Source organism: Burkholderia diffusa (assembly GCF_902499115.1).
Taxonomy (GTDB): Bacteria; Pseudomonadota; Gammaproteobacteria; order Burkholderiales; family Burkholderiaceae; genus Burkholderia; species Burkholderia diffusa.
On record NZ_CABVPN010000008.1, the window covers coordinates 190,363 to 206,572 of the forward strand.

The following is a 16,210-nucleotide window of genomic DNA, read 5'->3' on the forward strand; positions in this document are numbered from 1 at the left end:
CGCTCAGTGCTTGATCAGATACATGTCCTGCGAAGCACGCATGTCGATCACGTTCTTCAGCGAGTAGCCGCCCACGTAGGGCTTCACGAGACGGTCGGCCGAGTACTGGAACAGCGGCACCATCGGCGTGTCGTTCATTGCCGTGTCATGCGCCTGCGTGAGCAGCGCGGCGCGGGCCTTGTCGTCGAGCTTCTGGTTGCCGTCGTCGACGAGCGTGTCGACCTGCTTGTTGCAGTAGCCGACGGTGTTCTGCGAGCTGCCGCAACGGATCAGGTCGAAGAAGGTCATCGCGTCGTTGTAGTCGGCGAACCAGCCGTCGCGCGCGATCTGCACCTTGCCGTCATGCCGTTCCTTCATCAGCACCTTGAACTCGACGTTCTCGAGCTTCGTGTTGATGCCGAGCTTCGTCCGCCATTCCGATGCGGTGAACAGCGCGACCTTCTTGTGCAGGTCGTTGGTGTTGTACGTGAGCGTGAACGACAGCGGCTTCGCGTCCGAGTAGCCGGCCTGCTTCAGCAGGTCCTTCGCGGTCGAGATGCGCTTGGCCATCGGCCACGACGCCCACTCCGGCGTGAACGGCTGCACGCCCTTCGTGCCGTTCGGCATCAGGCCGTACATCGGCTTCTCGCCCGCCTGCGTGAGCTTCGACGTCAGCACGTCGCGATCGATCACCATCGACAGCGCCTGGCGCACGCGCTTGTCCTTGAGCGCCGCATCGCTGTTGTTCAGGTAGTAGTAATAGGTCGCGAGCTGCAGGCCCGGGCGCAGCTCGCCGCCGAACTGCTTGCTGACCTGCTGGAAGATGCCCGACGGAATCGAGTAGCTGTAGTCGATCTGGCCGGCCTGGTACATGCGCATCGCGGTTTCGTCGCTTTCGATCGGCAGGTACGTGACCTTGTTGATCACGACCTTCGGCGCGTTCCAGTACTTCGCGTCCTTCGAGATCACGATGCGGTTGTTCGGCTGCCAGTCGACGAGCTGGTATGCGCCGTTGCTGACGATGTTGCCCGGGCGCGTCCATGCGTCGCCGAACTTCGCGACGGTGTCCTTGTTCACCGGCGCGAGCGGCACCATCGCGGTCAGTTCGGGGAAGAACGCGACGGGCACGTCGGTCGTCACTTCCAGTGTGTACGGGTCGACCGCCCGCACGCCGAGCGTCGTCGGCGCAGCCTTGCCGGCGATGATGTCCTTCGAGTTCTTCACGAACTCGACGAGGATCGTGTACTTCGAGCCCGTCTTCGGATCGACGAGGCGCTGCCACGCATAGACGAAATCGGCGGCCGTCACCGGCTGGCCGTTGCTCCACTTCGCATCGTGGCGCAGCTTGAAGATCCACGTCTGCGGCGACTTGCGCTCCCACGACTGCGCGACGCCCGGCACGACCTGGCCGGCTGCATCGATGCGGGCGAGGCCTTCGAACAGGTCGAGGCCGATCGTGTTGCCGGTCCACGACTCGATGTGCGCCGGATCGAGCGACTCGACTTCGGCGGGCACCTGGCGCGTCAGGTCCTGTTGAGGAGCGAGCGCGACGTTCGACGGAACGGTCACGGCGTGAGCGGCGGGCGTCGTCAGGGCGAGCGCGGCCAGCACGGCCGACATGGCATGCAAGGATTTCATCGTGGCGGTCTTGAGAAGGTTGTTCGGTGAGCGATGCGCGGCGAATGCCGCGGTTACGCTTGAGACGCTGACGGGTACAGCGGTTGAGGAGGCCCGTGATTCTCGTATTGCATCTTAGTATTCCTTACGTTTCTTTCGACAGGTATTCCGTCTCCGAAACGAAGGAATACCTGTGCGTTAGAACAGCCGCGGCGTACCGACCCAGACCACCACCGACTCGATCTTCGCGGTGTTGACCCAGCTGTGCGGGACCGTCGACTGATAATGCGAACTGTCGCCGGCCTGCAGGACGAACGTCTTGCCTTCCAGCGTCAGCGACACTTCCCCTTCAATCACGTACAGGAACTCCTCTCCTGCATGTGTCGTCACTTCCGACCGCTTCTGCCCCGGCGGCATCCGCACGAGGATCGCCTCGAGCTGACGCCCTTCGGTCACGTTGGTCAGCCTCGCGAACAGGTTCGCCGAATCGGCGAATCCGAAGAAGCGCAACTGATCGCCTCTGCAGACCGAGCGTTCCTCGCTCGGCGTATCCACGAAGTACTGCACCGTCACGCCGAGCGCCTGTGCGATACCGGCCAGCGACGTCAGCGACGGCGACGCCAGCCCGCGTTCGACTTGAGACAGAAACGGCTTCGAAATCCCCGCAGCGGTAGCGGTGTCGTCGAGCGTGCGCTTGAGTCGTTGGCGCAACGCGCGGATCTTGCTGCCCAGTGCTGCGGCAGCGTCTGCCGACTGCGAGTTTTCAGTGGGGGGAACCATAGCAGGCCGAAAAGTGGTCGTCAAAAAATGTTTGATGGAAAGTAACTAAGTTAGATCGATTTGGCTTAGTCTTCGGGTTCGCACACGTCTTCGGTGTTGAGCCCGGTGCACTAAACAGGGCACGAGGCGAGCGAAACGACGCGCTATCTTGCCAGACTCGCCCGCTTCACAGGCAAGCTGCAAGCGGCTCTCCGGGAATTTGCGGAGAACGGGCGCGATTCTTACAAATAGATGATGAGACGAATATTCCTGAAAGCTGCTGCCATATCGGGAGTTTCCCTGAGTGGCGCGGACCTGACGCACCGGACCGGCAAACGTTACCATTCGCGCGCCGGTCGGGGTCGTGCACCGCCTTGCCTGGCGGCGTCCGACCCCGGCCCGGGCTAACCGCCCGACTGCTCCATCGCCGACGCAAAGCCTACCCGGCCATAGTGCTCCGGCGCCAGTTCGACCCCAAGGCGACGCGCGATCCGCGCCGTCCGTTTCAAACGAGATTGATGATGCACGCACCTGTTTCACAGACCCGATCGTTTACGACGGTCTTCCTTATCGAAATGTGGGAGCGCTTCGGCTACTACGGCATGGCCGCGCTCCTGGTCCTCTTCATGGTCGACCGGCTCGGTTTCACCGACAGCCATGCGAACCTGACCTGGGGCGCGTTCACCGCGCTCGTCTACGCGTCCCCGTCGATCGGCGGCTGGATCGGCGACAAGGTGCTCGGCGCCCGTCGCACGATGATCATCGGCGCAGCCGTGCTGTGCGCCGGCTACCTGATGCTGGCGGTGCCGAACGACGCGCTGGCATACATGTATGCGTCGCTCGGCGTGATCGTCGTCGGCAACGGCCTGTTCAAGGCCAACGCGGCGAACCTCGTGCGCCGCATCTATGAGGGCGATGATGCGCGCATCGACAGCGCGTTCACGATCTACTACATGGCGGTCAACATCGGCTCGACCGTGTCGATGCTCGCGACGCCATGGATCAAGGATCACTGGGGCTGGCACACCGCGTTCGCGGTCTGCTGCGCCGGGATGCTGCTCGCGATCCTGAACTTCATGCTGATGCACCGCACACTCGCGCACATCGGCTCGCAGCCCGACGACGAGCCGATCCGCTGGAAGCGCCTCGGCGGCGTGGCGGCAGGCGGCGTCGCGCTCGCGCTGATTACGCTGTACGTGCTGCAACACAAGCAGCTCGCGGTCGCGAGCGTGTGGACGGCCGCATTCGCAATCCTGGCGATCTTCGCGTACATGATCGCGAAGTCGGAGCGTTCGGAGCGCGCGGGCCTGATCGCGGCGCTCGTGCTGATCGGCCAGGTGATCCTGTTCTTCATCTTCTACGTGCAGATGTCGACATCGCTGACGCTGTTCGCGCTGCGCAACGTCGATCCGCGCTTCATCCTGTTCGGCACGACGCTGTTCACGTGGAGCGCCGCGCAGTTCCAGGCGCTGAACCCGATCTGGATCATGATGCTGAGCCCGGTGCTCGTGTGGATCTACAACGCGGTGTCGAAGAGCGGCCGTGACCTGCCGGTCGCGGCGAAGTATGCACTCGGCTTCGGTGCCGTGGCTGCCGGCTATCTGGTGTTCACGATCAGCGGCCGCTACGCGGTGGACGGTCGCGTGTCGTCGTGGTTCATGGTGTGGGGCTACGGCCTCTACTCGCTCGGCGAACTGCTGGTGAGCGGGCTCGGCCTCGCGATGATCGCCCGCTACGTGCCGGCGCGCATGAGCGGCTTCATGATGGGCGCGTATTTCGTCGCGACGGGTGTGTCGCAGTATCTGGGCAGCGTCGTCGCGAACTTCGCGCAGATGCCGTCGCACGACCTGCCGGCCACCGAATCGCTGCCGCTCTACCTGTCGCTGTTCGAGAAGCTCGGCTGGCTCGCCGCGATCGGCATGCTGCTCGCACTTCTGCTGCTGCCGATGATGAACCGCCTGTCGCGTCAGCATCAGCGCTGCGCGGAAGAGCGCCGCGAGGAAGAAGCGGTTCAGGCGCAGGCAATGGCCTCGGCGCAGTAAGTACTATCCCTCGGCGTGCGGCCTGCACGCCACATTCTCCCGCCAGCGCGGCCAGCACGTCCTACACTGGTTGCAACGGCGCATCCGCTCCGTCGCGATGCGCACTGGCGGGAGAAGATCATGAAAAGCAAAACGACTCGGCTCTTGAGGATACTGTCGGACATCCGGCACGCGCAGCGCTGCACCGCATTGCGCGCCGCCCGGGCCGCGGCCGAAGCCGACGCGGTGCTCGCGGAGCAGGACGATCCGACGTCCGACGAACGCGACGACGCTGAATCCGACGACGCGACCGCCGTCCCCCGCTCCCGCATCGGCTCACCTCACTGACCGCACCGACGCCGCGCGGCGCGCTGCGTGCCGCCTCCGTGCTTCCGCGTTGCCCGCGCTTTCGCGTTACCCGTGCTTTCGCGCCGCTCATGCGGCCGCGCCGCGCCAGCGCGCGAACCACGTTCCCGAACCCGCCACGGCCATCATCATCCCGATCGCGCATGCGTCGGCCGCAAGACCCACGCCGATATGCCGCAGCTCGGCGCCGTTCGCGACCGGATGCAGCAGCGAATCGATGACGAGCGAGATCGCCGCACCCGCGACGAAGCAGATCAGGCCGCGCCGGCCGACCGCGACGACGGGCTGCACGGCCTGCGCGATGCGCGCGATCCAGCCGCGGCGCACGCAATCGGCCATCAGCCACGCGATCGCGGCGAAGCTCACGATACGCGGCAGCGCGAGATCGCGCTTGAGCACGCCTTCCGGCACCGGCAGCCCTGAGAACAGCTTGTAGCTCGCGCAACCGAGCACGATCGCGCACGCGACGCCGGTCGCCGCGGCGCCCCAGCGACCGAGCGCGACACGCCGGTAGAACGGCTGGCAGCGCGCGAGCACGCCGGCGACGAACATCAGTTGCCAAGCAAACGGGTTGAAGCTCCAGCGGAACCCATCGGTATCCAGCAGCTCGGGGCCGAGCCAGCCGGCCGCGACCCACGACGTCGCGCTGAACGCGACGAGCAGCCACGGATGGCGGCGCGCGAACGGCACGATCACCGGCGACGCCAGCGCGAACAGCACGTACATCGGCAGCACCGACGCGAGATACGGCTGGCGCTGGAACGTGAGCAGCTCGGCCGCACCCGTGAGCGGCGACGCGAGCATCACGCTGACGTCGTCGAGCGCGAGGTTGGGCGCGTCGATCCCGTAATGGTCGAGCACGGCGGACACGACGAGCATCAGCGTCGACGTCGCGAGAAACGCGCGATAGATCTGCATCGCGCGCCGCACGAACCGCTGCTGCGCGGCGCGCGCGCCGTGCCGGTCGGCGATTGCGCCGTACGCGCTCGCGGTAGCGAAGCCGCCGAGGAACACGAACACCTCGGCTGCGTCGCACAGCGCGAATGCGTGGAGTGTCACGCGCGACAGCATGCTCGCGCCAATGTGATCGACGACGATCATCAGCAGCACGATGCCGCGGAAGAAATCGACTTCGATCAGGCGACCGCCGCGCGCCGGCGGCACCGAGACGGCGGGCGGCAGGCTCAACGACATGGCCGCACCTGCGCGACGCCGGTGCGGCACGCACCGGCGGAGGATTCGGAAGGGAGAAGGCGAACGCGATCAGCGGCGATGCGCGTATGCTCGCATCGCGCCAACCCGGCCGGCCCGGCACGGAGATGACCGTTCATGGAAAAGCCGCATACGAAGAGAAGACGGTCAGGTCAGTCTAGCGGCCGGTCGGGGGATACCCTAAGTAACAAAGTGCAACGGAATCTTCTGTTCGATTACAGGCGTGACGTCGGCGATGCAAAGCTGGCAAGGCCGCCAGCCGGACGTCAGCGCGATGCCAGTTCGACGCCAGCATCGCGAGATTCGACGCAACGAACACACGATGCGCGGCACGTTCGTTGCCGCGGTCGCGCCGCCGAGCGACGGCGCTCAGCCGCGCATGGGCAAGCGCCGCATCAGCATCGCGCTGTGCCACGCGGTCAGCGCGACGGCGGCCCAGATCGGCCCGTACGTCGCGAGCTGCGCGACGCTCAGTGTTTCGCCGAGCAGCAGCAGCGACACCGCGACGAGCAGCACCGGCTCGACGTAGCCGAGGATCCCGAACAGCGCCATCGGCAGCATCCGGCTCGCCTTCAGGTAGCTCGCGAGCGCGAGCGTGCTGAGCACGCCGAGCCCCGGCAGCAGCATGGCCCACAGCAGCGGGTGGCTGGCGACCGGCGTCGCACTTGCCGACACCATCGCGAGCGCGACCGGGCACAGTAGCGCGATCTCAAGCGCGAACGCGGCGAGCGAATCGGCGTTGATCCGGCGACGCAGCACGAAATACGGCGGATAGCCGAGCGCGACGACGAGCGTCGGCCACGCGAACGCGCGCGTCGCCCACACCTCGTGCGCGACGCCGAGCGCCGCGCACGCGACCGCTGCCCATTGCAGCGGGTCGAGGCGTTCGTGATAGTAGAAGCGGCCGACGAGCACCATCGTCAGCGGCAGCAGGAAATAGCCGAGCGACACTTCGAGCATGCGCCCGTGCAGCGGCGCCCACAGGAACAACCACAGCTGCAGGCCGAGCAGCGCCGCGCTCGCCGGCAGCGCGATCAGCAGGCGCCAGTCGCGCACGCTGCGCCGCACGAGTTCGACGAGCGCCGGCCAGCGGCCGCGCAGCGCGATCAGCGCGAGCGCGCCCGGTGCGGTCCACAATATGCGCCACGCGAAGATGTCGAGCCCCGTGAGCGGCGCGAGCAGTTTCGCGTAGGCGGACATCAGCGCGAACAGCGTCGACGCCAGCACCGACAGCATGATGCCGCGCCCGGCCTCCGGATACCCCGTCATGTTGTTTTCGCCTTACTGCTGCTGGAAGCGCTCGAAACGCTTTTCGATCGGACGCTCCTCGAACGTGACCTCGGTCACGCGTGCGGACGGCGGCCCGTGGCGCAGCCACGCGAGCATCCGGTCGATCTGCGCGCCGGGGCCCTGGATCATCGCCTCGACGCTGCCGTCCTCGAGATTCGCGACCCAGCCGCGCAGCTTCAGCGCGTGCGCCTCGCGCACCGTCGCGTGACGGAAGCCAACGCCCTGCACGACGCCGCGTACCCGCACGTAGTAGGTCTCGATCCGTTCGTCCAGTTCATTACGGCTCATCGCGTCGCCCTCCCGTAGCATTCAAGCCCGGCATTGTAGTCGCGTCGGCCGCTTCGCACACGTGCCCGGCAAGCCGGCCGCACGCGGCGGCCGTCGCCCGCTGCGGCCGCCGTGGGGCGCTCGCGTCGCCGGGCGCGCCGACCACGTACAATCTCGCCGACGCACAACCGCCGCGCCGCCCGCGCGGCCCTGAAGGAAACGCATGACTGATACCTCCCGCGATCTCGTTCTCGTCACCGGCGCGTCCGGTTTCGTCGGCTCGGCCGTCGCACACATCGCGCAGCAGAAGGGCTATGCGGTGCGCGTGCTGGTGCGCCCGACCAGCCCGCGCACGAACGTCGCGGATCTCGACGCCGAGATCGTCACCGGCGACATGCGCGACGAGACGTCGATGCGCGCCGCGCTGCGCGGCGTGCGCTACCTGCTGCACGTGGCGGCCGACTACCGGCTGTGGGCGCCGGATCCGGACGAGATCGAGCGCGCGAACCTCGAGGGCGCGGTCGCGACGATGCGCGCCGCGCGTGCCGAAGGCGTCGAGCGGATCGTCTACACGAGCAGCGTCGCGACGCTGAAGGTCACGAGCGCAGGCGATCCGTCCGACGAAAACCGCCCGCTGACCGCCGAGCAGGCGATCGGCGTGTACAAGCGCAGCAAGGTGCTGGCCGAGCGCGCGGTCGAGCGGATGATCGCCGACGAAGGGCTGCCGGCCGTGATCGTCAACCCGTCGACGCCGATCGGCCCGCGCGACGTGAAGCCGACGCCGACCGGCCGCATCATCGTCGAGGCCGCGCTCGGCAAGATTCCCGCGTTCGTCGATACCGGGCTGAACCTCGTGCACGTCGACGACGTCGCGCACGGCCACTTCCTCGCGCTCGAGCGCGGCCGCATCGGCGAGCGCTACATCCTCGGCGGCGAGAACCTGCCGCTGCAGCAGATGCTGACCGACATCGCGCAGATGACGAACCGCAAGGCGCCGACGATCGCGCTGCCGCGCTGGCCGCTCTATCCGCTCGCGGTCGGTGCGGAGGCCGTCGCGAAGTTCACGAAGAAGGAGCCGTTCGTGACCGTCGACGGCTTGCGCATGTCGAGGAACAAGATGTATTTCACGTCCGCGAAGGCCGAACGCGAGCTCGGCTACCGCGCACGTCCGTACCGCGAAGGACTGCGCGATGCGCTGGACTGGTTCGCCTCGGCGGGCTACCTGAAGTAACACAAAGCGGCGTGCGTCACGCCGCTTTGCGCACTTTGTTACACGTCGCTGACGGACCGGCACCGGCGCAGCGGTTAAAATCGCGGGTCTTACGCAGAGAAGACACGCATGAACCTGAACGAACAGATCGATTCGCTCAACGCGGGCGTCGATCGGCTCCTCCACGATCACCATGCCGCGCAGCAGGCGGCACGCAGCGCGGAAGCGTTCGCGCGCGCCGCCGCCGCGGAAGCCCAGGCCGCAGCCGAACGTCACGCCGCCGCCGAGACCGAAGCACTGGCCGCCGCGCAGCGCCACACGGCCGCAGCCGCCGACGCCGAGGCCGCGCAGCAGCGCCACGCCGACGCCACCGCCGAGGCCGAAGCCGCCGCCCAACGCCACATCGAATCCGCCGCCCAGGCCGAGGCCGCTGCCCAGCGGCACGCCGAGGCGACCGCGCTGACCGAAGCGCTCGCGCAGCGTCATGCGGATGCCGAAGCCGCGTCGCAGCGTCATGCGGCCGCGATCGCCGAAGCCGAGGCCGCCGCGCAGCGTCATCACGCCGCCGCGACCGAAGCGGATGCAGCCGCGCAACGTCATGCAGCGGCCACCACGGAAGCCGAAGCCGCCGCGAAGCGCCACGCAGCCGCGATCGCCGAGACCGAGGCACTCGCGCAACGTCACACGCAGGCGATCGCCGAGGCCGAGGCGCTCGCGCAACGTCACATGCAGGCGATCGCCGAAGCGGAAGCCGCCGCGCAGCGCCATGTCGAGGCAACCGCCGAAGCACAAGCCGTCACGCTGCGTCACACCGAAGCGATCGCGCAAGCCGACGCGGCCGCGCAACGCCACGCGGCGGCGACTGCCGAGGCCGAGGCCGTCGCGCAACGCCACGCCGAAGCGATCGCACAGGCCGAAGCGGCCGCCGAGCGTCACGCGAAGGCGATCGCCGACGCGGAAGCGCTGGTCGAAGCCGTCGTGAAGGACGCCGCGACGAACGCGGCGGTTGTGGCAGCCACACCGGCCGTCGCGGCTGAAGTCGCCGAACCGGTTGTCGAATCCGCTGTCGAGCCGGTGACGGAAGCAGCCGCGGCAGCGTCCGCCGGGGCCGGCACCGCCGTCGTCGCGCCGGCCGCCGGCACCGCAATCGAAGTCGCCCCCGCTGCCGAAACAGCGGACACCGCCGCGGACAAGCCGACGTTGCACGTCGCTCGCCCGTCGCAGAACGAACTGACGCTGACCGTCAACGGCCAGTCGATCACGCTGCACCCGGAGCAGCTCGGCCAGCTGATCGAGGAACTCGCGCATGCGCGCGCGTCGATGCAGCCGGAACCGCCGCCGGGCATCCCGGCCGGCTGGCGCTTCGTGACGACGAAGAACCCGATGATGGCCGTGCAGAAGCAGTCGAACGGCGACCGCCTGCTGGTCGCGCGCCACACCGGCTACGGCTGGGTGCCGTTCACGTTCTCGCCGGACGTCGTGATCCAGATGTACATGATGCTGACGCAGCGGTAAGCACGCGTGGCGACGCCGTAAACGACAAAGCCCGATCGAGTCACAACCGATCGGGCTTTTTGCTTTCCGGAATCCGGCGGAACGACCGGCATCCGCCGGCGCCTGTCAGCGCTCCACCGGCGCCTGCACGCGCGCCTTCCACTGGCCGCCCTTGCCGCGCCAGTAGCGCCACGCCGACGCGAACGTCGCGCCGACGTAGAACAGCGCGACGAGCGGCAGCGCTGGCGCCCACAGAGGCGAGCGGCGGTAGTAGCGCAGCATCGGCGCATAGGCGGTGCACATCGACGCCCATGCGAGCCACGCCGGCCAGGCGCGCGCGCCGTACGCGAGCGCGGCGACGGGCGGCACGAGGTAGATGATCGTCATGCCGAGCAGCGTGCCGGCGAGCAGCAGCGGTGAATAGTGGAGCTGCGTGAACGCGGTGCGCGCGATCATGTTCCAGATGTCGCGCCAGCTGTCGTACGGACGCAGCGACACGCTGCGGTCGGCCAGATCGAGCCGGATCGGATGCCGGCCGCTGCCGCGATGCTTGATCTGCGCGGCAAGGCTGCAGTCGTCGATCAGCGCGCCGCGGATCGATTCGATGCCGCCCGCCTCCTCGAGCGCGCTGCGCTTGACCAGCATGCAGCCGCCCGCGGCGCCGGCCGTCCGGTTGCGCGGATTGTTGATCCACGAGAACGGATAGAGCTTCGCGAAGAAGAACACGAACGCCGGAATCAGCGCCTTTTCCCAGAAAGAATCGCAGCGCAGCCGCACCATCAGCGATACCAGATCGCGCTGTTCGGCCTGCGCGCGCGTGACGAGCTGGGCGACGGCGTCTGGCGGATGGCCGATGTCGGCATCGGTCAGCAGCAGATAGTCGGCCGGCAACCCGAGCGTGCGCACCGCGGCGATGCCCTGCGACTGCGCCCACACCTTGCCCGACCAGCCGGCCGGCAGCGGCTTCGCGGCCAGCACCGTCAGGCGATCGGCGCGGTTGATCGCGAGCGCGGCCGCGCGCGCCGCGTCGGCGGTGCCGTCGTCGCTGTGGTCGTCGACAATGATCAGATGAAAGTCGCCCGGATAATCCTGCTCGAGCAGCGACGTCGCCGCGCGGGCGATCACGTCTGCCTCGTTGCGTGCCGGCACGACCGCGACCACGGCCGGCCAGCCGGCCTCGGCCGCGGCGCCGCGCGCCTCGGGCGGCAGCGCCCGCGCGGGGCGCGCGCGCCAGAAGCCCCCACGCGCAACGAGCAGCACGATCCAGATCAGCAGTGACAGGCCGGACACCAGGAACGTAATTGCCAGCATCATCGGCACGCCTCCTGCCGGATGCCGGCGCGAGCGGCACCGGATCGTCCGGCCATAATCAGGGTCGGAGTAAAAACACCCATGACCGCATCGGCGGCAGGGCAATATGCGTAAGAATCGACGGTCATCGAATGGCCTTGAAATGAGCGCGACGCCGGGCAGCCGGACAGGCTGCCCGCGAAACCGCGCAGTTTACCGGGTTCCGCGACCGCGAGCGCCGACGCGGCTCTGCGGCGAATGCAACACGGCCGATACGGCACCAGAGCAAGGACGGCGCGATAGGGTTAAAATGCGCGATTAATTCGGGGTTCCGGGGCCTGGCCTGGCCGGTTCGTTTCCTGCCTTCATAACATCAAGCCGGGGCGAGCGAGCAGTGCCAGCTCCTCGAACCCCGGCGTCTGTCGTCGGAGTTCGCTCACTTATGCGAGTCATCCTTGCCCAGCCCCGCGGCTTTTGTGCGGGGGTTGTCCGTGCGATCGAGATCGTCGATCGCGCGCTGCAACAGCACGGCGCGCCGGTCTATGTGCGTCATGAGATCGTGCATAACCGGCATGTCGTCGAAAACCTGCGTAATAAAGGGGCACGATTCGTTGAGGAGCTCGACGAGGTGCCGCACGGTGCCGTGGCGATCTTCAGCGCGCACGGTGTCGCCCAGACGGTCGAACGCGACGCCGAAACGCGCGGGCTCGACGTGCTGGACGCCACCTGCCCGCTCGTCACGAAAGTGCACGTGCAGGGCCGCCAGTACGTCGCGGCGGGCCGCCGGCTGATCCTGATCGGCCATGCGGGCCATCCGGAAGTCGAGGGCACGATCGGCCAGATTCCGGCCGAGGTGATCCTCGTGCAGAGCGAGGCAGAAGTCGCTACGCTGACGCTGCCGATCGATACGCCGGTCGCGTACGTCACGCAGACGACGCTGTCGGTCGACGACACGCGCGGCATCATCGAAGCGCTGCAGCGCCGGTTCACCGACATCGTCGGCCCGGACACGCGCGACATCTGCTACGCAACGCAGAACCGCCAGGCCGCCGTGCGCGAGTTGAGCAGCCAGGTCGACGTGCTGCTGGTCGTCGGTGCGACGAACAGCTCGAACTCGAACCGCCTGCGCGAGATCGGCACCGAAAGCGGCGTGCCGAGCTATCTCGTCGCCGACGGCTCGGAAGTGAAGCCCGAATGGTTCGCGGGCGTGCAGACGGTCGGCCTGACCGCCGGCGCGTCGGCGCCCGAGGAAATGGTTGAGGATGTAATCGGCGCGCTGCGCGCGCTGGGGCCCGTCGATGTCACGACGATGACGGGCCGTGAGGAAAAAGTCGAATTCAAGTTGCCGGCGAAGCTTACGCAAGCTGTCGCCCGCGAAGTTTAAGGAGGACAACTCTTGTCTATTCCGCTGCTCCAGCAAGTCCGCGTCGGCGCATACATCATGCGCCAACACCTGTCCGGCAACAAACGCTATCCGCTCGCGCTGATGCTCGAGCCGCTGTTCCGCTGCAACCTCGCCTGTAACGGCTGCGGCAAGATCGACTATCCGGACCCGATCCTGAACCAGCGCCTGTCCGTCGAGGAATGCCTGGAAGCCGTCGACGAATGCGGCGCGCCCATCGTGTCGATCGCCGGCGGCGAGCCGCTGCTCCACAAGGAGATGCCGGAGATCGTCAAGGGCATCATGAAGCGCAAGAAATTCGTGTACCTGTGCACGAACGCGCTGCTGATGGAAAAGAAGATGGACGACTACCAGCCGAATCCGTATTTCGTCTGGTCGGTCCACCTCGACGGCGACAAGGAGATGCACGATCACTCCGTGTCGCAGGACGGCGTGTACGACAAGGCCGTCGCGGCGATCAAGGAAGCGAAGCGCCGCGGTTTCCGCGTGAACATCAACTGCACGCTGTTCAACGATGCGATCCCCGAGCGCGTCGCGAAGTTCTTCGACACGCTGGGTCCGATCGGCGTCGACGGCATCACCGTGTCGCCGGGCTATGCGTACGAGCGCGCGCCGGATCAGCAGCACTTCCTGAACCGCGACAAGACGAAGAACCTGTTCCGCGAAATCCTGAAGCGCGGCGAAGGCGGCAAGCGCTGGTCGTTCAGCCAGTCGTCGCTGTTCCTCGACTTCCTGGCCGGCAACCAGACGTACAAGTGCACGCCGTGGGGCAACCCGGCGCGTACGGTGTTCGGCTGGCAGAAGCCGTGCTATCTGGTCGGCGAAGGTTACGTGAAGACCTTCAAGGAACTGATGGAAGACACGAACTGGGACAACTACGGCGTCGGCAACTACGAGAAGTGCGCGGACTGCATGGTCCACTGCGGCTTCGAAGCCACCGCCGTGATGGACACGATCGCGCATCCGCTGAAGGCGTTCGCCGTGAGCCGCAAGGGCATCAAGACCGAAGGCGCGTTCGCGCCGGACATCTCGATCGCGAAGCAGCGCCCGGCCGAGTACGTGTTCTCGCGCCACGTCGAGATCAAGCTCGAGGAAATTCAGCGCGCCGGCAAGGGCAAGCTGCAGAAGCCGGCGAAGCCGGCAACGGCGGCTTAAGCGCGTATCGCCGCACGGAGGTTCGCGCCTCCGCTGCGGCCCGCATCGAAGAAGCGCCACGGAGTTCGCTCCGTGGCGCTTTTGTTTGTCGGGCGTCGTCGCAAGGCCGCGCGCATTCGTCTGCGCATGAGCCTGCGAACGCCCGCACGCCTAGTGTCTCGACTCCGCCGCCGCGATCAGTTGCCACGCGGTCGGCCCGCGATCGAGCAGCGGGTCGGACGGCGGATCGAGATCGTGCCGATGCGCGTCGTCGGACGGCAGCGCTTGCGACTTCGCGATGCCGATCTCGTCGCCGCATACGGTGCATCGATAGATGCCCGCAACCGGCGTCTCGCTTCCCGGCGGCAGGTTCTCGCTGAATGCGCGGCCGCTTCCGCACGTGAAGTAGCCACCGGTCCTGTATAGCGCCATCGCGCCTCCTGACTGAAACGAATGCATTCGCGGCGACACGCACGATCGCCGCGAACGCGCGGATGGATCGTCATCGACCGAACCCGTTCGGCTCGTGTCGTGACATTGGGCGGCGAGCGTCTAGCCCCGCGGACCGGAACGCGCATGAAACGCGGCCAGGGTGCCGGCCGCGTTGCCACCGCTCAATGCAGTACGGCCGGTTCCCGCATTCGCGCCGCCGCCTGCGCGACCAGCCCCGGCTGCTCGCTGGACGCGAACGCGCACACGTGGCGCCACAGCTCGGCGAGCCGGTGCCGCGTGAGCGTCGCGACGCACGCGTCGTTCGCCGCGAGCACACGCTCGAGTGCCGCGCACTCGTCGTCGTGCAGCGTCCATGCGCCGCTTTGCGCCGCGCGCGCCATGCTCGCGTCGAGCACGCGCTCCGCGTCGACGCACAGGTCGATGCTCGCATCCGGAGATACCGCGTCGTCGAGCGCGAGGAACACCAGGTAGACGCTCGTGCGCAGCCGCATCAGCAACGTTTCGCTGCCGTGCTCGCCGCGCAGCGCGACGAGCGCCATGTGGCATTTCAGCGAGATGTCGCGCACATGCGCGGGCGGCAGCGGCAGCAGCCACTCGCGCGTCAACGGCGGGTGGCGACGGCCTTTTCGAGCGGCCTTCATGATCCGCCCTCGGCTGCCGCGTCGTCGTCCACGTCGAATGCCGGCCACGCGGTGCGGCACGCGACGGCGCCGCGGCTCGCGTCGCGATGGCCGTTCGCGCGGCGTCGCGCGCCGCCGCACACGTCGCCCCGCCGCCGCGTCGCGCACGCCTGGGGCAGCCGGCGCATCGCGGATGCGCGCAACACGTCGGGGAGTCGGTCAAGGCATGCCATGCTCTGCTCCCGCATCAGAACGTGTTCTCGCCCTTCAGGTAGTACGCGGTCTTCACGAAGAACGCCTTCACCGGATGGCCGCTCTGCGCTGCGCTGGCCGCGCGCGCTTCCATCGCGGCCTTCTCCTCGCGCGAGCGGTCGGGCACCGGGTACCTCACGCGTTCGAGCGCACGCTGCATCGCGAGCGGATAGTTCTGGTTGCCGGCTGTCGTCGCACGATAGCCGGCGCGCGTCATCTGCCTCAGTTGCACATCGGTTTCGGCACGCGCCGCCGACCAGGTCAAAGGCGCGACGTTCGACTGCCACTCGGTATCGACGGACTGCGCGAAGCTCGCGGCGGGCAGCACGGCAAGCGCGCCGGACAGGACAGCAAGGGAAACAACGGATCGCATCATGGCCTCCAGATGGTTGTTTCCGCATCGATCGTCGTCGATGCGGTGCAATCATCGTATGTCGCGTGACCACGCGCTTGAATAGCCGATTCCGCAATGGATATTTTCAGCACCGACGGACGGGGTGCGATCCACGCGATTCGCCAATGCTGTCTGAGCGGAATTTCTTTATTTCATTCAACTACCTGATCGCGTTTTTGCAGACGAATCGGCGAGGCATGTGAATCGCTTTTGCAGTTTTTGAAATGACGTATTGCAGATGCGATTTCGGCGCAAGCCCTGCCTGGCGCGGCTTTCGGCACGATGCCGCACACGCCGGCACAACCGGGAAACGATTCGACCAATGCACAGGATTCCCTGACACACGACAAATCCACCGCGCCGATTGACCGCTTCGCGACGAGACGTGTCCCGCGAGGACGCGAGATAATTGCACATCGCGTCGTCAGGCGCGGCTCTTATCCGTTCCCT

At 67.1% G+C, this 16,210-nt stretch carries 16 protein-coding genes; 6 read left to right on the forward strand and 10 right to left on the reverse strand.

The features are described from left to right. Positions 1 to 3 precede the first annotated feature (3 nt). Both BTE28158_RS10485 and BTE28158_RS10490 read right to left on the reverse strand, forming a co-directional pair. Positions 4 to 1,617 carry a peptide ABC transporter substrate-binding protein gene (locus BTE28158_RS10485; protein ID WP_059598912.1) on the reverse strand — a complete coding sequence of 538 codons (1,614 nt, stop codon included), beginning with the start codon at positions 1,615 to 1,617 and terminating at the stop codon, positions 4 to 6. Between the two features lie 177 nt (positions 1,618 to 1,794). Continuing rightward, on the reverse strand, positions 1,795 to 2,376 hold the full coding sequence (locus BTE28158_RS10490) for a cupin domain-containing protein (protein WP_059448921.1): 582 nt from the start codon (positions 2,374 to 2,376) through the stop codon (positions 1,795 to 1,797). Positions 2,377 to 2,873: 497 nt separating this feature from the next. Between BTE28158_RS10490 and BTE28158_RS10495 the strand changes: the two genes are divergently transcribed. Both BTE28158_RS10495 and BTE28158_RS10500 read left to right on the forward strand, forming a co-directional pair. After that, positions 2,874 to 4,397: a peptide MFS transporter gene (locus tag BTE28158_RS10495; protein ID WP_059680248.1), complete on the forward strand. Its 1,524-nt coding sequence runs from the start codon at positions 2,874 to 2,876 to the stop codon at positions 4,395 to 4,397. A 120-nt stretch (positions 4,398 to 4,517) separates the two neighbouring features. Continuing rightward, the gene (locus tag BTE28158_RS10500; protein ID WP_059598910.1) at positions 4,518 to 4,724 is read left to right on the forward strand and encodes a hypothetical protein; all 207 of its coding nucleotides are present in this window, start codon (positions 4,518 to 4,520) and stop codon (positions 4,722 to 4,724) included. An 87-nt stretch (positions 4,725 to 4,811) separates the two neighbouring features. On the opposite strand, the gene BTE28158_RS10505 is transcribed toward BTE28158_RS10500, so the two are convergent. From BTE28158_RS10505 to BTE28158_RS10515, 3 genes are all read right to left on the reverse strand, one after another. Beyond that, entirely contained in the window at positions 4,812 to 5,936 is a 1,125-nt protein-coding gene (locus BTE28158_RS10505; RefSeq protein ID WP_151050597.1) for an OpgC domain-containing protein, read from the reverse strand. A gap of 387 nt (positions 5,937 to 6,323) precedes the next feature. Then, the gene (rarD, locus tag BTE28158_RS10510) at positions 6,324 to 7,223 is read right to left on the reverse strand and encodes an EamA family transporter RarD (protein WP_059598908.1); all 900 of its coding nucleotides are present in this window, start codon (positions 7,221 to 7,223) and stop codon (positions 6,324 to 6,326) included. A 12-nt stretch (positions 7,224 to 7,235) separates the two neighbouring features. After that, positions 7,236 to 7,532, reverse strand: coding sequence for an acylphosphatase (locus tag BTE28158_RS10515; RefSeq protein ID WP_012367074.1), 297 nt, complete (start codon positions 7,530 to 7,532; stop codon positions 7,236 to 7,238). 202 nt (positions 7,533 to 7,734) lie between these two features. On the opposite strand from BTE28158_RS10515, the gene hpnA reads away from it, so the two are divergent. Both hpnA and BTE28158_RS10525 read left to right on the forward strand, forming a co-directional pair. Beyond that, positions 7,735 to 8,742, forward strand: coding sequence for a hopanoid-associated sugar epimerase (gene hpnA / locus BTE28158_RS10520; protein WP_151052738.1), 1,008 nt, complete (start codon positions 7,735 to 7,737; stop codon positions 8,740 to 8,742). Positions 8,743 to 8,850: 108 nt separating this feature from the next. Continuing rightward, positions 8,851 to 10,236 (forward strand): phage tail protein, encoded by a 1,386-nt coding sequence (locus BTE28158_RS10525; protein WP_174919846.1) that lies wholly within the window; start codon positions 8,851 to 8,853, stop codon positions 10,234 to 10,236. Between the two features lie 105 nt (positions 10,237 to 10,341). Here the strand turns inward: BTE28158_RS10525 and BTE28158_RS10530 are convergent, their stop codons facing one another. Continuing rightward, positions 10,342 to 11,529, reverse strand: a complete 1,188-nt coding sequence (locus BTE28158_RS10530; RefSeq protein WP_059680243.1) for a glycosyltransferase — start codon at positions 11,527 to 11,529, stop codon at positions 10,342 to 10,344. Between the two features lie 418 nt (positions 11,530 to 11,947). On the opposite strand from BTE28158_RS10530, the gene ispH reads away from it, so the two are divergent. After that, entirely contained in the window at positions 11,948 to 12,889 is a 942-nt protein-coding gene (gene ispH, locus BTE28158_RS10535) for a 4-hydroxy-3-methylbut-2-enyl diphosphate reductase (RefSeq protein ID WP_059598904.1), read from the forward strand. A gap of 12 nt (positions 12,890 to 12,901) precedes the next feature. After that, on the forward strand, positions 12,902 to 14,062 hold the full coding sequence (gene hpnH, locus BTE28158_RS10540; RefSeq protein WP_044844979.1) for an adenosyl-hopene transferase HpnH: 1,161 nt from the start codon (positions 12,902 to 12,904) through the stop codon (positions 14,060 to 14,062). A gap of 150 nt (positions 14,063 to 14,212) precedes the next feature. On the opposite strand, the gene BTE28158_RS10545 is transcribed toward hpnH, so the two are convergent. From BTE28158_RS10545 to BTE28158_RS10560, 4 genes are all read right to left on the reverse strand, one after another. Then, entirely contained in the window at positions 14,213 to 14,473 is a 261-nt protein-coding gene (locus tag BTE28158_RS10545; protein ID WP_151052503.1) for a hypothetical protein, read from the reverse strand. Positions 14,474 to 14,655: 182 nt separating this feature from the next. After that, positions 14,656 to 15,135: a hypothetical protein gene (locus BTE28158_RS10550; protein ID WP_151052501.1), complete on the reverse strand. Its 480-nt coding sequence runs from the start codon at positions 15,133 to 15,135 to the stop codon at positions 14,656 to 14,658. Continuing rightward, a complete protein-coding gene (locus BTE28158_RS10555) occupies positions 15,132 to 15,347 on the reverse strand; it encodes a hypothetical protein (protein ID WP_174919848.1) in 216 nt (71 codons plus the stop codon). The genes BTE28158_RS10550 and BTE28158_RS10555 overlap by 4 nt, the downstream gene beginning before the upstream one ends. Positions 15,348 to 15,361: 14 nt before the next feature. Beyond that, entirely contained in the window at positions 15,362 to 15,739 is a 378-nt protein-coding gene (locus BTE28158_RS10560; RefSeq protein WP_124624537.1) for a hypothetical protein, read from the reverse strand. Between the last annotated feature and the right edge of the window lie 471 nt (positions 15,740 to 16,210).

Bases quoted from the DNA above. Each gene is read 5' to 3' on its own strand.
- BTE28158_RS10485 (WP_059598912.1), bottom strand. From the start codon at position 1,617: ATGAAATCCTTGCATGCCATGTCGGCCGTGCTGGCCGCGCTCGCCCTG.
- BTE28158_RS10490 (WP_059448921.1), bottom strand. From the start codon at position 2,376: ATGGTTCCCCCCACTGAAAACTCGCAGTCGGCAGACGCTGCCGCAGCA.
- BTE28158_RS10495 (WP_059680248.1), top strand. From the start codon at position 2,874: ATGATGCACGCACCTGTTTCACAGACCCGATCGTTTACGACGGTCTTC.
- BTE28158_RS10500 (WP_059598910.1), top strand. From the start codon at position 4,518: ATGAAAAGCAAAACGACTCGGCTCTTGAGGATACTGTCGGACATCCGG.
- BTE28158_RS10505 (WP_151050597.1), bottom strand. From the start codon at position 5,936: ATGTCGTTGAGCCTGCCGCCCGCCGTCTCGGTGCCGCCGGCGCGCGGC.
- rarD (WP_059598908.1), bottom strand. From the start codon at position 7,223: ATGACGGGGTATCCGGAGGCCGGGCGCGGCATCATGCTGTCGGTGCTG.
- BTE28158_RS10515 (WP_012367074.1), bottom strand. From the start codon at position 7,532: ATGAGCCGTAATGAACTGGACGAACGGATCGAGACCTACTACGTGCGG.
- hpnA (WP_151052738.1), top strand. From the start codon at position 7,735: ATGACTGATACCTCCCGCGATCTCGTTCTCGTCACCGGCGCGTCCGGT.
- BTE28158_RS10525 (WP_174919846.1), top strand. From the start codon at position 8,851: ATGAACCTGAACGAACAGATCGATTCGCTCAACGCGGGCGTCGATCGG.
- BTE28158_RS10530 (WP_059680243.1), bottom strand. From the start codon at position 11,529: ATGATGCTGGCAATTACGTTCCTGGTGTCCGGCCTGTCACTGCTGATC.
- ispH (WP_059598904.1), top strand. From the start codon at position 11,948: ATGCGAGTCATCCTTGCCCAGCCCCGCGGCTTTTGTGCGGGGGTTGTC.
- BTE28158_RS10545 (WP_151052503.1), bottom strand. From the start codon at position 14,473: ATGGCGCTATACAGGACCGGTGGCTACTTCACGTGCGGAAGCGGCCGC.
- BTE28158_RS10550 (WP_151052501.1), bottom strand. From the start codon at position 15,135: ATGAAGGCCGCTCGAAAAGGCCGTCGCCACCCGCCGTTGACGCGCGAG.
- BTE28158_RS10555 (WP_174919848.1), bottom strand. From the start codon at position 15,347: ATGGCATGCCTTGACCGACTCCCCGACGTGTTGCGCGCATCCGCGATG.
- BTE28158_RS10560 (WP_124624537.1), bottom strand. From the start codon at position 15,739: ATGCGATCCGTTGTTTCCCTTGCTGTCCTGTCCGGCGCGCTTGCCGTG.